The organism is Micromonospora sp. DT44, assembly GCF_049841635.1.
Lineage (GTDB): Bacteria > Actinomycetota > Actinomycetes > Mycobacteriales > Micromonosporaceae > Micromonospora.
Genome location: NZ_JBNCKS010000009.1, coordinates 102465 through 115732, shown reverse-complemented (window position 1 = coordinate 115732; position 13268 = coordinate 102465). Strand labels below are relative to the sequence as shown.

General features: G+C 72.1%; 10 protein-coding genes. 5 read left to right on the top strand and 5 right to left on the bottom strand.

All coding sequences use genetic code 11. The features are described 5' to 3' along the window. Nucleotides 1–45: 45 nt before the first annotated feature. Genes ACLQ25_RS07690 through ACLQ25_RS07680 form a run of 3 tightly spaced genes read right to left on the bottom strand, consistent with a single transcriptional unit; the run spans nucleotide 46 to nucleotide 3030 of the window. On the bottom strand, nucleotides 46–1224 hold the full coding sequence (locus ACLQ25_RS07690) for a hypothetical protein (RefSeq protein ID WP_425730190.1): 1179 nt from the start codon (nucleotides 1222–1224) through the stop codon (nucleotides 46–48). Beyond that, complete coding sequence (locus ACLQ25_RS07685) at nucleotides 1221–1757, bottom strand: SigE family RNA polymerase sigma factor (protein WP_425730189.1); 537 nt, start codon at nucleotides 1755–1757, stop codon at nucleotides 1221–1223. Before ACLQ25_RS07685 ends, ACLQ25_RS07690 begins: the two co-directional genes overlap by 4 nt. Before the next feature lie 31 nt (nucleotides 1758–1788). Continuing rightward, nucleotides 1789–3030 (bottom strand): MFS transporter, encoded by a 1242-nt coding sequence (locus ACLQ25_RS07680; RefSeq protein ID WP_425730188.1) that lies wholly within the window; start codon nucleotides 3028–3030, stop codon nucleotides 1789–1791. Nucleotides 3031–3151: 121 nt separating this feature from the next. Here ACLQ25_RS07680 and ACLQ25_RS07675 point away from each other — a divergent pair, with 121 nt between their 5' ends. The 4 genes from ACLQ25_RS07675 (at nucleotide 3152) to ACLQ25_RS07660 (ending at nucleotide 9888) form a co-directional block, all read left to right on the top strand. After that, complete coding sequence (locus ACLQ25_RS07675) at nucleotides 3152–4945, top strand: HSP90 family protein (RefSeq protein WP_425730216.1); 1794 nt, start codon at nucleotides 3152–3154, stop codon at nucleotides 4943–4945. Beyond that, on the top strand, nucleotides 4942–7809 hold the full coding sequence (locus ACLQ25_RS07670) for a hypothetical protein (protein ID WP_425730187.1): 2868 nt from the start codon (nucleotides 4942–4944) through the stop codon (nucleotides 7807–7809). Before ACLQ25_RS07675 ends, ACLQ25_RS07670 begins: the two co-directional genes overlap by 4 nt. Nucleotides 7810–7879: 70 nt before the next feature. After that, nucleotides 7880–8479: a TetR/AcrR family transcriptional regulator gene (locus tag ACLQ25_RS07665; RefSeq protein ID WP_355048539.1), complete on the top strand. Its 600-nt coding sequence runs from the start codon at nucleotides 7880–7882 to the stop codon at nucleotides 8477–8479. Nucleotides 8480–8550: 71 nt separating this feature from the next. Beyond that, nucleotides 8551–9888 (top strand): acetyl-CoA carboxylase biotin carboxylase subunit, encoded by a 1338-nt coding sequence (locus tag ACLQ25_RS07660; RefSeq protein WP_425730186.1) that lies wholly within the window; start codon nucleotides 8551–8553, stop codon nucleotides 9886–9888. Nucleotides 9889–9986: 98 nt separating this feature from the next. Here ACLQ25_RS07660 and ACLQ25_RS07655 read toward each other — a convergent pair whose 3' ends face one another. Further along, complete coding sequence (locus tag ACLQ25_RS07655) at nucleotides 9987–10772, bottom strand: hypothetical protein (RefSeq protein ID WP_425730185.1); 786 nt, start codon at nucleotides 10770–10772, stop codon at nucleotides 9987–9989. 887 nt (nucleotides 10773–11659) lie between these two features. Here ACLQ25_RS07655 and ACLQ25_RS07650 point away from each other — a divergent pair. Next, a complete protein-coding gene (locus ACLQ25_RS07650; protein WP_425730184.1) occupies nucleotides 11660–12580 on the top strand; it encodes a hydroxymethylglutaryl-CoA lyase in 921 nt (306 codons plus the stop codon). A 55-nt stretch (nucleotides 12581–12635) separates the two neighbouring features. On the opposite strand, the gene ACLQ25_RS07645 is transcribed toward ACLQ25_RS07650, so the two are convergent. After that, nucleotides 12636–13196 (bottom strand): snapalysin family zinc-dependent metalloprotease, encoded by a 561-nt coding sequence (locus tag ACLQ25_RS07645; RefSeq protein WP_425730183.1) that lies wholly within the window; start codon nucleotides 13194–13196, stop codon nucleotides 12636–12638. Nucleotides 13197–13268 lie beyond the last annotated feature (72 nt).

The window sequence follows — 13268 nt, the reverse complement described above, 5'->3', positions numbered from 1 at the left end:
AGCACGCCCCCGCCCCTCAGCCGGCCAGTACCAGCACGCCGCCCCTCAGCCCGCCAGCGCCAGCACGCCCCGCAGGTCGGCGATGATTCCGGTGATCGCGCCGGTCTCCGGATCCCAGCGCGCCAGGGCGGCCGGTTCCAGGCGCAGCAGCACCGCCCCCTTGTTGTCCCAGCCCAGCACCGGGCAGCAGCCCTTGGCGCGGTCCCGCCCGAGGTCGAGCAGGTGGGTCACCGAGCCGGTGCGGGAGTCCAGCACGGCCACCCCCTCCGCGCCGCTGATCTGGGCGTTGACGATCCAGGCGGCGCTGGCCAACCGGCCCCCGTGCAGCCAACCCCGGCCGTAGAACTCGTTCACCTGATAGGGCGGCGGCAGCGCGTCAAAGGTGATCCGCTGTTCGGAGCGGACGGGGCTGTCGAAGGCCGTCCGGCTCTGGAGCTTCAGGCCACCGCGCTCGCCGACCAATTCGAGCAGCGCCGCCCCGCGACCGGCCTCCGGATCGGGCGTGACCACATTCCAGGCCGACAGGTCGGTGGTGCTGGCCGCCTCGGTGTCCCGCTGCACCACGTACGTCCGGTCGTCGCCGCCGACCAGCACCCGATCGTGCGCCCACACCACCAACTCCAGGTAGCCGTCGAGTGGGATGCGACGTACGCCCGCCGTGGTGAGGTCGACCATGATCAGCTCGTTGGTCTGCGCGAACGCCGCCCACCGGCCGTCCGGCGACAGGACTCCCGGCTTGACCGCCGTCGCCTCGTTGCCGCTCTCGTCCCAGGTGGGTGCCGGCGTCACCACGTCCAGACCGCGGACCACGCCGTCGTCGCCGAGGATCCGGATCACACCGTCCGGTTGACCCTCCTCGCTCAGTGGCTGGAACAGCGCCAGTGCCCGCTGGACCGGTCGCGCGGACAGCGCAACGGTCGGCGGGCCGCTGATCCGGCTCAGCGGATCGGGTGGGTAGGTCAGCTTGGCGGGCGGGCGCTGCACGGAGTCGGCGTGGGTGGGCGCGACGGTCGGCGCCACCGGATGGGCGAGGCGCGGATCGGGGGACGGTCGCAGGGCGACCGCCGCGCCACCGGCCAACGCCACGGCCACGACGACCGCGCCGACGGCCCGTCGGGTACGTCGGGTGCGCCGCGCCCGATCCCAGCCGTTCGATGCCGGTGTGCTGGGCAGCACGTCCTGCACGGTGACGGTGAACAGGTCACGCAGGTCCTGCTCGTTCACTGGTTCACCTCCACACCGTTGGCGCCCCGACCCGGTCGGTCCATCCCGGTGAGGTCGGGAGCAACCTCCCGGAGCCGGCGCAGCGCCAGGTGGCACTGGCTCTTCACGGTGCCGACGGTCACCCCGAGCGCCTCCGCCGTGGCGACCTCGGTCAGGTCCTCGTAGTAACGCAGCACCAGCACGGCCCGCTGCCGCGGCGGCAGCGTCCCCAGCGCGTCGTGCAGGGTCAGCCGCAGCGCGCCGTCCCGGTCCGGCGCGGCCCGGTCCGGCGGCGTGGCGCTGAGCCACTCCCGGCGGCGACGTCGCCACCAGGACACCGCGTCCCGGTAGAGGATGGCCCGCACGTACGCGGCGGGATCGCCGTCGCGGACCGAGGTCCAGCGCAGCGCCAGCTTCATCAGGGCGTCCTGGAGAAGATCCTCGGCCTGGTGCCGGTTGCCACAGATCAGGAAGGCCGCGCGCAGGAGCCGGTGCTGGTTGCTCTCCACGAAGGCGAGGTAGCCGTCGCGGCCGTCGTCCGCCGTCGATCCCATCCGCACCCCTTCCGGCCGCCCGCGGTGCGCGTCACCCGACAGACGCACGGGAGGGCGGAAAAGGTTGGACCGATTTTCCGGCCGGTCGCAGGATCCGCCACGCCACCACCGTCACCAGCGCAAACATGCCCGCCGCCGCGCCCACCACCGGGACCGTCCCGTGGGCGGCGGCGACCAGCCCGGCGAGCACCGCGCCGACCGGCGCGGTGAGCAGACCGACCATCCGCTGGGCGGCGCCGACCCGACCGAGCAGCCTCGACGGCACCTCCCGCTGACCGTACGACGCCCACAGGCTGTTCCACACCACCGTCCCAGCGGCGAAGACGGCAAGCGCGAACGCGCCCGGCACCGGATGCCGGGCCAGCGCGAAGCCGGTCAGCGCCACGGTCTGCGTGGCGAGAACCGCACCCAGCGCGGGTACGGTGCCGAGCCGGGCGGCGAGCCGGTCCGATGCCAGCGCCCCGGCGACCCCGCCGAGGATCACCGACGCGGCGAACAACCCGTACCCGGCCGGCGGTATCCGCAGCACGTCCAGCGCGTAGAGCACCAGCACCGCCATGAGGCCGGAGATCGCCAGGTTGCTCGCCGCGGCGAGCAGGGTGACCCGCCACATGGTCCGGTGCGCGCGCAGCCACCGCACTCCCTCGACGACGTCGCCCCACACCGACGCGCGCCTGGTCGCCGGCTTGGCGGGTACGGCGGCCGGAGCGGTGAGGGTGAGCACGAGCACGGCGGCCACCGCGAAGGTGACGGCGTCGAGAGCGAACGGGAGTGCGGGAGCGGCGGCGAACAGGACACCGGCGGCGGGAGCGCCGAGGAAACCCCCCGCCACCGCCGAACCCGCCTGGAGGCGGCCGTTCGCCCGGGGCAGCGCGGCCGGCGGCACCAGGGCCGGGAGCATCGCGAAAGAGGCGGCGTCGAAGAGTGTTCCCAGCGCGGCGAGCAGGAACGCCGCTACCAGCAGGAGCCCGATGCCGGCCCGGTCGAAGGCCACCGCCACGGCCACCGCCGCCACCACTGCGGCGCGTACCCCGTCGATGCCGGCCATCGTCCGGCGGCGGTCCCAGCGGTCCGCGTACACCCCGCCGAGCAGGCCGAAGAGCAGCGGCGGCACCTGCGCGGCCACGGTGACCGCGGCGATGATCCGGGGGTCGCGGGTGAGCGTGGCCGCCAGCAGCGCCAGCGCCGGCGTCCGCAGCGCGTCCCCGAAGCGGGACGCCACGGCGGCGGACCAGAGCAGCCGGAAATCCCGGCCCAGAACGGAGGAGGTCATGCCGCCGACCGTGCCGGTTCGACCGGGTCGAGGGTCAAGCCGCCGGGCGAAAGGGGGACGCGGACCGCCGGTGATCTTGGGTACGGTGAGCGCCGGCATCGGGACCGGGGAGAGCACAGGCGTGGACCACACCTTCCAGGTCGACCTGCGTGGCGTGGTCGACCTGCTCAGCCATCACCTCTACGGCAGCCCTCGGGTCTACGTCCGAGAGCTGCTCCAGAACGCCGTGGACGCGATCACCGCCCGGCGTACCACCGAGCCGGATGCTCCGGCGCTGGTCCGGATCGAACCCCCGGAGATCACCGGGGACGGCACCCTCCGGGTGCACGACACCGGCGTGGGCCTGACCGAGGCGCAGGTACACGAGCTGCTGGCGACCATCGGCCGCAGCTCCAAGCGTGACGAGCTGGGTTTCTCCCGGCACGAGTTCCTCGGCCAGTTCGGCATCGGCCTGCTCTCCTGCTTCCTGGTGGCCGACGAGATCCAGGTGCTCACCCGCCACGGCGACAATCCCACCGTCCGGTGGACCGGGTACGCCGACGGCCGGTACGCGGTGACCGTCGCGCCACCGGAGGAGGCCCGCGCCGAGGTGGGCACCACGGTGACGCTGGTGCCCCGCCGTGATGCCGACCAGTGGTTCGGCACGCCGACCGTCGTCGACCTGGCGCGGCTCTTCGGCGCGTTGCTGCCGGTCACCGTCCGGGTCGGCGACGTGGTCACCACCGTCGGTGAACCGCCCTGGCCGACGACGCCGGGCACGCCGGTCGATCGGGCGGCGCTGATCGCGTACGCCCGCGAGACGCTCGGGGTGGACCCGTTCGACGTGCTGCCGCTGAGCGTCCCCGAGGCCGGGCTGACCGGTGTCGCCGTCATCCTGCCGACCCCGGTGAACCCGGCGGCCCGTGCCGGGCACCGCGTCTACCTCAAGCGGATGCTGCTCACCGAGAACGCTGACGGCCTGCTGCCGGACTGGGCGTTCTTCGCGCACTGCGTCGTCGACGCGACCGAGTTGCGTCCGACGGCCAGCCGGGAGGCCCTGTACGAGGACACCCTGCTGACCGCCACTCGGGAGGCGCTCGGCGACCAGGTACGCGGCTGGCTGGTCCGGCTGGCGCGACACGACCCGCACCGGTTGGCCCAGTTCCTCCAGGTGCACCACCTCGGCGTGAAGGCGCTGGCCCTGCACGACGACGACATGCTCCGGCTGGTCGACAGGTGGTGGCCGATGGACACAAACGTCGGCACGCTCACCCTCGCCGAGTTCCGGGAACGCCACGGGGTGGTCCGCTACGCGGCCAGCCTCGACGAGTTCCGCCAGCTCGCCGCCGTGGCCGCCGCGCAGGACCTGGCCGTCGTCAACGCTGGTTACACGTACGACACCGAGCTGATCGAGCGGCTGCCGGCGGTGGACCGCTCGGTGCTGATCGAACGGCTCGAGCCGAGTGACCTCACCACCCGGTTCGAGGCCCTCGACCCGTCCGTGGAACTGGCGCTGCGGCCGTTCCTCACCGCCGCGCAGCGGGCCGTCGAGCGTTCCGGTTGCGAGGTGGTCATCCGGGCGTACGACCCGGTCTCGCTGCCCGCGCTCTACCTGGTGAGCCGGTCGGCGGCGTTCAACGACCAGCTCGCCGCCAGCCGTGACCGGGCTGACGAGCTGTGGGGTGGGGTGCTCGACGCGCTCGCCGCCACCGCCCCACCGGACCGCCCGCAACTGGTGCTCAACCACCGCAACCCGCTGGTGCGGCGGGTCACGATGCTGGGCGACCCGGACCTGGTCGGGCTCGCCGTCGAAGCGCTGTACGGGCAGGCGCTGCTGCTCGGGCACCACCCGGTCCGCGCGGCCGACGCCGCCCTGCTGAACGACGCCTTCCTCGGCCTGCTCGGCCGGGCCGTACCGGGACGGGAGCAGGCATGAGCGACGAGGACCTGTGGCGGGTGCTGCGCGGCATCGCCGACATGCCGTACGGGGCGGGGCAGATCGCCGCGCTGGAGCAGTTGCTGCGCCGGGTGGACGCCACCGACGACCGGCACCTCGCCTATGTGACCCGGATGCAGGCGACGACCGGGTACGTCTACGGAGGCGAGCCGGCGAAGTCGTTCGTCACGTTCTCCTGGTGCCTGTCCGAGTTCGACCGTGACCCGCAGCCCTACCACCAGCAGCACCTGCACCAGTTGCTGTGGCACTTCAAGTACATGGTGTCGGGTCTGCTGGAGTTCCCCGAGGTGCCACTGGACCGCACGTACGCCGTGCTCGACGACATGGAGCGGCACTACCGGGCCGGCGGGCACAGCTTGCAGACCGTCCACAAGCACCGGTTCCGGGTCGCCGACCACGTGGGTGACGCCGAGGCGGCCGCGCACTGGTACCGGCTGTGGCAGACGACGCCCCGTGACGAACTGTCCGACTGTGCGGGTTGTGACCCGACGAGCCAGGTGGGCTACCTCGCCGACACCGGTCGGGACGCCGAGGCGGTGGCCCTCGCCGAGCCGGTGCTCGCCGGTCGGCTCACGTGCACCGAGCAGCCGCAGGCGATCCTCACGGCGCTTCTGCTGCCGTACCTGCGTACCGGTCGGGGTGAGTCGGCGCGCGACGCGCACCGGGAGGCGTACCGCAAGCTGCGCGGCAGCCTCGCCGACCTGTGGGACATCGGCGACCACGTCGAGTTCTGCACGCTCACCGGCAACGAGGCGCGGGCGGTCGAGCTGGTCGGGCGGCACCTGGACTGGCTGGACCGACCGCCGTCGCCGGCCGCCGCCATGCACTTCGCGGCGACCGCCGCCGCCGCGCTGCGCCAGGCCGGCGTGGCCAGCGTGTACCGCCGGGCTGCCGAGGGGCGGCCGGCGGCCGAGGTGCCGGCGTCGGCGCTGGCCGACGAGCTGGCCGACCGGGCGACCGAGCTGGCCGCCCGCTTCGACGCCCGCAACGGCACCACCCACCAGTCGGAGTGGATCGCCCGTCGGCTCGCCGTACGACCGAGTGGTGAGCACCTGCCGCTGTCCGCGAGCGTTCGTCGCCGTCCGGCCCGAACCGGTGGGGGCGCGCCGGCCGGCGGGGCAGCGCCCGCGTCCGAACGGCCCGGGCGGGCGCCGGTCGAGGTGTCCACCGTGGCTCTGCCCGCCGACGCCGACGAGCTGCTGACCGTCGCCGAGGAGAGCTGGGGCCAGCACGACCGGGCCACCTTCCGGGCGGCGCTGGCCGCGTACGACGACCGGTTCGACGCCGCCGACCTGCCACCGCGTACGGTCGCGCACCGACTGGCGCTCCGGGCGGCCGAGCGGGGCGACGAGGACGACGTCGAGGGTGCGGTCGAGCTGAACCGGGCGGCGTTGGACCTGTACCGCTCAGCGGGCGAGGAGCTGCCCGCCCAGGTGGTCGCGGGGCGGCTGGGTGTGCTGCTGACCCGCGCCGACGAGCACGCCGAGGAGGGGCTGACGCTGGTCCGGGAGGCCGCCGAGGCGCTGGATCGACTCGGTGACCCCCGGCAGCGCGCCGCCGGTTACGACCGGCTGGCGTTGGCGCTGCTGCACCGGCAACGCTGGGCGGACGCCCTGGCGGCCCTTTCCCGGATACCTGCCGACGCCGGTGGCGACGAGCACCTGGCGGCCCGGATCGCGGTGCACCGGGCACATCTGCTGGAGCAGTCCGACCGCGTCGACGAGGCCCGTGCCGCCGCCGTCCAGGCCCGCCGGATGGCCCGTGAGCTGGGCGTCGGCGAGCTGATCACGGCCGCCTGCCTGACCTGCGCCCGGACCGTCAACGATCCGGCGGAGGCGGTGGCCGCCTGCGACGAGGCGCTGCGCGTGGCGCCGGCGGACGCGGAGCTGCCCGTACGGGTCGCCCGCGCGCGGGCACTGCTCTCCGCCGGCCGGGCCGCCGACGCGGTGGACGACCTCGTCGAGGCGGTGACGCTCTGCGTGGAGCGTGGCGCCGAGGGGGACGCGTTCCTGCGCTGGGAGCTGGCGAACGCGTACCGGGTGGTGGGTCGGCTCGCCGAGGCGGCCGAGGTCGCCGAGGAGGCCGTGCTCGGCCTGGACCGCCTGGGCGCCCAGGCGGAGGCCGACCGCTGCCGGCACCTGCTGGCCGGCGTGTACGCCGGGCTCGGCGAGATCGACCCCGCCTTGGCTCTGCTGGAGCAGTTGTCCGTCAACCTGGACGGCCCGGACAACCTGCACCTCCGGGCCCAGGTGCTCGAGGAGGCCGGCGGGATCCTGTACGACGCCGACCGGGACGCGGCGGCCGCCGAGCGGTTCGCCGCCGCCGCCACGGCGTACCGGCTCGCCGATCTGCCGCTGGACGAGCTGCGCGCCCGCCGTCGGGAGGCGTACGCCTGGTTCTGGTCCGACAACCTGCCGGAGGCGGTCCGTGTCGTCGAACTGGCGGACGGGTTGGCGGCGGTGTTGGCCGGGCAGCCGGAGCCGCCGCCACCGGTGACGTACGAGCTGGCGATGATGGCCGAGACGGGCGCGCGGGTGCTGACCGGGGAGGGCCGGACGGACGAGGCGCTGGAACGGCTCGCCGGGGTGCCCGACCGGCTGCGGTCGATCGAGGCGTTCGGTGAGGCGGCCCAGGTGGAGGTCCTCGTCGGGGAGCTGCTGCTCCGACTGGAACGGCCGGTCGAGGCGGAGCCGCTGTTGCGTCGCGTACTCGGTGGGTTGCCGGCCGGATCACGGCCGGTCCGCCAGACCGCGTGGTTGCTGGCCCGCGCGTTGGACCTGCTCGACCGGCCCGCCGAGGCGGCCGCCCTGCGGCAGGAGCACGACCTCGACCCGGACGACTGACCGCCGCGAGCGACGAACCGATCGGTATCCGTCGCCCCACCGTGTCCAGCTCGCGGTCTACGCTTGCCCGGTGACGGTGGAGCAGCAGGCACGGGGGGCGGCGGGTACGGGCCGGCGCCGGTCCCGCAAGGACGAGATCCTGGAGATCGCGGTCGGTCTGTTCGCCGCCCGCGGCTATCACGGCGTGTCGATGGACGACATCGGCGCGGCAGCCGGGGTGACCGGTCCGGCGCTCTATCACCACTTCGCCGGCAAGGAGGCGATGCTGGCCGCGGCGCTGATCCCGGTCAGCGAAGGGCTGCTGGCCGGCGGGCGGGAACGCGCCGCCGGGCATCCGGACGACCCGCGCGGCGTGCTGGAGTCCCTGATCGACTTCCACGTCGAGTTCGCGCTGGCCAACCCGGCCGTGATCGCGCTGCACCTGCACGAGCTGGACCGTCTGCCGGAGGAGCCGCGGCGACGGATCCGCCGGCTGCAACGGATGTACGTCGAGGAGTGGGTGACGGTGCTCACGGCGCTGCACCCGGGCATGCCCGACGGTGAGGCTCGGGTGCTCGCGCACGCCGCGTTCGGCCTGATGAACTCGACTCCGTTTCTCGGCGGCGAGGTGGACCGCCGGCGTCGGGCCGAGCTGTTGCGTGGAGCGACCCTGGCCGCGCTGCTCGCCTGATCCGACTCGTCAGAAGTACGCCGGTCATGATTCCCTGACATCGTCCCAACATCCGGACGCCGGGAGGAAACATGATCGAGTCACTGCTGGTCGCCAATCGGGGCGAGATCGCCCGCCGGGTCATCCGGACCGCCAAGCGGCTCGGCATCCGCGCGATCGCGGTGTACTCGGAGGCGGACGCCGACCTGCCGTTCGTCACCGAGGCGGACGAGGCGGTCCTCATCGGCCCGCCGAACCCGGCGCAGAGCTACCGCAACGTCGAGGCGATCCTCGCCGCCGCCAAGTCGACCGGCGCGCAGGCCATCCACCCCGGCTACGGCTTCCTGTCGGAGAACGCGGAGTTCGCTCGTACCGTCGAGGCCAGCGGGCTGATCTGGGTCGGACCCGGCGCGGACGCGATCAGCGCGATGGGCGACAAGATCAATGCTCGGAACCTGATGGCGGCGGCCGGCGTGCCGGTCGCGCCCGGCACCACCGATCCGGCCGCCGACCTGGACGCGGCCGTGACGGCCGCCGCCGAGATCGGCTACCCGGTGATGGTCAAGGCCGCCGCCGGTGGCGGCGGCATGGGCATGGGCGTGGCCGTCGACGAGGCCGCGTTGCGCACCGAGTACGACAAGGTGCGCGCCTTCGCCGGGCGGATGTTCGGTGACGGATCGGTGTTGATCGAGCGGTACTTCCCCCGGGTGCGGCACGTCGAGGTGCAGATCCTCGGCCTGGCCGACGGTCGGGTGGTGGCGCTCGGCGAGCGGGAGTGCTCGGTGCAGCGACGCAACCAGAAGCTCGTCGAGGAATCCCCGTCGCCGGCGGTCTCGCCGCAACTGCGAGCGCGCCTGCTGGCGGCGGCGGTACGGGCGGGCGAGGCGGTCGGCTACCGCAACGCGGGCACGGTCGAATGCCTGTTGGACCCCACCTCCGGCGACTTCTTCTTCCTGGAGATGAACACGCGTCTTCAGGTGGAGCACCCGGTGACCGAGTACGTCTACGGGATCGACCTGGTCGAGGAGCAGTTGCGGGTGGCATCCGGGCTGGCGCCGACGTTCGACCCGGAAGCGCTCGCGCCGAGCGGCCACGCCATCGAGATGCGGATCAACGCCGAGGACCCGAAGCGCTTCCTGCCCGGCCCCGGCGTGATCCGGACGTGGGTGGAGCCGACCGGCGAGGGTGTCCGGGTGGACTCCGGCTACACCGGGGGTAACACCGTCACGCCGTTCTACGACAGCCTGCTGGCCAAGCTGATCGTCACCGGCGAGACCCGCGCAGAGGTGTTGGAGCGGGCGGAGGCGGCGGTCGCGGCGTTCCAGATCGAGGGCCCGAAGAACAACGTCCCGTTCTTCGCCGAGCTGCTGGGCAACGAGGAGTTCCGCTCCGGCGCCTACGACACAGGAATTGTCTCCCGCATGCGCTGACCGCCCGCTGAGCTGTCGAGGTTGATCAAGAGGTTTGCGTCGTCCGTGGCCGGAATTCTGACGCAAACCTCTTGATCGACGCCGATGGCGAGGGCTTGTCAGCGGAACCTGGGCAGGTTGTCGGGGTTGTCGGTTCCGTGCCAGGGCTGGTCAGTCAGGCGGGGTAGCCCTCCCCGGCTCTGCCCGGGCAGGCCGGGGCCGCCGGTGTCCAGCCTTCGTGCACGATGGTTGCCCGGTACCGGGCCGCCGGCCCGGAAGTGCCGGGCGTTGAGCGCCCCGGTGGACGGGCCACTCGACGGATCGCGTTGTCGAGGTAGATCGTTCGACGTGGTGTCGAGGCCGGCGGTGGCCCGCAGCTTGCTGACCTCCACCCTGAGGTCCAGACGTTCCTGCTCCAAGGCCGCGATCCTCTGGCGTAAGCGCTGCTCGACATCCTCGCCCGCCCCGTTCTCGGCATGTTCGTCGTCCCGAACGCCGTTTGGCGGTTTTTCGCCGCGGGCTAGCTCGTACAACTCGGCGAACTGGGCCAACCGCTCCCGTCGGAACTCCGGTGGCAGCGCGTACTTCACCACGAGCATCACCGTCTGCCAGGGTGGGCCCTTGCTCTCGGCGGTGAAGTGCCGCGACAGCTTCTTGCGCAGGCGGAGTTGTTTCCTGCTGCGACTGGCGCGGTCAGGGTCGGTTCGGGGCGTGTGGACCAGGTCGGCCAGCTTCCGCCAGGTGTCGATCGGGCCGATCTCGGAACAGTTCGCCACGATCTCGCGGACCGCCAGTGCGTACGTCGCGACGGCGGGGTTGTGATAGCGCTGCGCGTGTTGCGCTTCGAGCTTCGATCGTGAGACGAGTCGGTGTCTCCGGGTGTGTTCCTCTGCTTCGTTTAACATCTTGTTCCTTTCACCCGGGTGGTCATCTCGGTCCTTGCAATGGGCTGGTCATGTAGGTCCTTCCAAGAGCTCACATGACTCGGACCAGTATTTGTACCGCCTCCGATCAACAGCGCGGGTCTTGCGGGCTGTGTCGCCAGTCAGATTCTGGCCGGGTCGCTGGCCGGGGCGGAGCCCTTGTGGTGGGGGCGTTCCGGCTTGGTCCTTGTTGGACTTCCGCTGCTCCGTCGGTTTGGCCGGGGTGGCCGGTCGAGAACCCGGTCAGAAGATCGTTCGGTCCGTCGGATCGCGTCGTTGTCGTAGTCGATGGGAGGCAACCCCATTGTTTGTTGATCGCGAGATCAGTCGTGGAAGTTCCACGCAACGACAATCCCGCGACAATTGTCAACTGACGCTGGAGAGGAAGGCAGATGAACGGTAATTCGGTTCGACCGCCGAACACGGGACGACGTATCGTCCGAACTCTGCGGAAGATGTCGCTCGGCACCGATGGCGTTGCGCTGCTGGCCCTGTGCGTGGGTCGGGAGGACGCCGCCGCGTGCGCCGGCGCCCTCTCGACCGCACTCCGATGCGCTGCGGAGCTCTTGGAAGGACCGTCGCAGCGCTGACCACCGGAGGCGTCCAGACGGTGGGGTCGAGCCGATGGCTGGCCCCGCCGTCCCGCCGGCACCAACGTAGCCACCCGACCGCCCGCAGTTCCATGCCGCCGCCGGTGATGGCATCCTTCTGGCCTGATTCATCCGCCGAAGGGTGGTCCGGTGGTGGCTGGACGGCCCACCTCGGCGGAGAGCCATCGCACACCGTGTCCGTACCGTCCTCGACGCTGGCGGTTATCCGGGCCGATGTCGCTACCGTTGCCCCACCAGGGCAGACAGTGAGGTGACCCCATGGCGGAACTGCCAAGCTCCGTGTCGATCCGTGAAGTCGGACCCCGGGACGGGTTGCAGAACGAGGAGCCCATCCCCGCCGACGCCAAGGTGCGGCTGCTCGACGCGCTCTCCGCCACCGGCGTACGCCGGATCGAGGCGGTGTCGTTCGTGCACCCCAGGGCGATTCCGCAGATGGCCGACGCCGACGAGGTGTGGCGGCGGGCGGCGAAGGTCGACGGGGTGCGGTATTCGGCGCTGGTGCCGAACACCCGAGGTGCCCAGCGGGCCCTGGCCGCCGGCTTCACCGAGATCGAGGTGGTGGTGTCGGCCAGCGACACGCACAACCGCCGCAACGTCAACCGTTCCACCGATGAGTCGCTGGACGACATCGCCGAGCTGATCGACCTTCTGCACGGGGCCTCCGCGCGGGTCGAGGTGATCGTGGCGACGAGCTTCGGGTGCCCGTACGAGGGGGACATCGACCCGCGCCGTGTCGCCGGCATCGTCGACCGGGTCGTCCGCGACGGCGCGGACCGGGTGGCTTTCGGCGACACGACCGGCATGGGCACGCCGCGTCGGGTCCGGGAGCTGCTGACCGCGGTACGCGACCGAAACGCGCACGTGCCGGTGCTGCTGCATTTCCACAACACCCGGGGTACGGCGCTGGCCAACCTGCTGACCGCGCTGGAGCTGGGGGTGATCGAGTTCGACGCGAGCGTCGGCGGTCTCGGTGGCTGCCCTTACGCGCCGGGTGCGAGTGGCAACCTGGCGACGGAGGAGGCGGTGCACATGCTGCACGACATGGGCGTCGACACCGGCATCGACCTGGACGCCCTGATCGAGGTGGCCGAGTTGGCCGAGGAACTGCTCGGCAAGACGCTGCCGTCCGGCGTGCTGCGGGCGGGCCCGCGTACACGACTGACGCCGATGCCGAGCTGAGGACACGCGGAAGGGGCCGGCGAGCTGCCGGCCCCTTCGTGGTGCGCGGGTTCGGTCAGCCCACCGTGGTGAGCGCCGACGGCCAGCTGTCGCGGAAGATGTCCGCGCTGCGGTCGGTCGCGCTGAACGTGCCGGCGAACAGGTTGCTGACCCGGTTCGCCTCGGCGGTGCTCGGGTACGGGTTGGTGCAGCTGGTGCCGGCGCTGCCGCCGGACATCAGGAGTGAGCAGTTGCCGTTGTAGTTGTCCGGCAGGCCGAGGATGTGCCCGATCTCGTGGGTCATGATCCGCAGCGGGCTGTACTGCGCCGCCTGCTGCGTGTCGATGTAGACCCGGCCGTTGCCGAGGCTGGTCCGCACGGCGTACGAGCCGCCGCCGGTGATCTGGTAGATCCGCAGGTTGGAGCCGCAGTTCGCGGAGAGCGTCAGGTTGACGGTGGCGTTGTTCCAGATCGAGGCGGCCTGGTTGGCGGTGCCCGCGTAGGCGCCTGCCTGGCTGGTGTTGTAGCAGATGGTCATCGCGGCGGACGCGGGCGCGGGGTTGGCGACCGTGACGCCGAGCGTGGCACCTGCCGTCGCGACCAACGCGACGGCGAGCCGACTGAGTCGTGAGGTCATCGCTGACTCCTATCCGAGAGGGGGTGCCAGGAGCCTATCCACAGAGATTCATAGATTTCAATGTTTCGTTCG

What these genes read in the sequence shown, in the direction of transcription:
- ACLQ25_RS07680 (WP_425730188.1), bottom strand. Translation starts at nt 3,030, where the DNA reads ATGACCTCCTCCGTTCTGGGCCGGGATTTCCGGCTGCTCTGGTCCGCC.
- ACLQ25_RS07655 (WP_425730185.1), bottom strand. Translation starts at nt 10,772, where the DNA reads ATGTTAAACGAAGCAGAGGAACACACCCGGAGACACCGACTCGTCTCA.
- ACLQ25_RS07685 (WP_425730189.1), bottom strand. Translation starts at nt 1,757, where the DNA reads ATGGGATCGACGGCGGACGACGGCCGCGACGGCTACCTCGCCTTCGTG.
- ACLQ25_RS07670 (WP_425730187.1), top strand. Translation starts at nt 4,942, where the DNA reads ATGAGCGACGAGGACCTGTGGCGGGTGCTGCGCGGCATCGCCGACATG.
- ACLQ25_RS07660 (WP_425730186.1), top strand. Translation starts at nt 8,551, where the DNA reads ATGATCGAGTCACTGCTGGTCGCCAATCGGGGCGAGATCGCCCGCCGG.
- ACLQ25_RS07650 (WP_425730184.1), top strand. Translation starts at nt 11,660, where the DNA reads ATGGCGGAACTGCCAAGCTCCGTGTCGATCCGTGAAGTCGGACCCCGG.
- ACLQ25_RS07645 (WP_425730183.1), bottom strand. Translation starts at nt 13,196, where the DNA reads ATGACCTCACGACTCAGTCGGCTCGCCGTCGCGTTGGTCGCGACGGCA.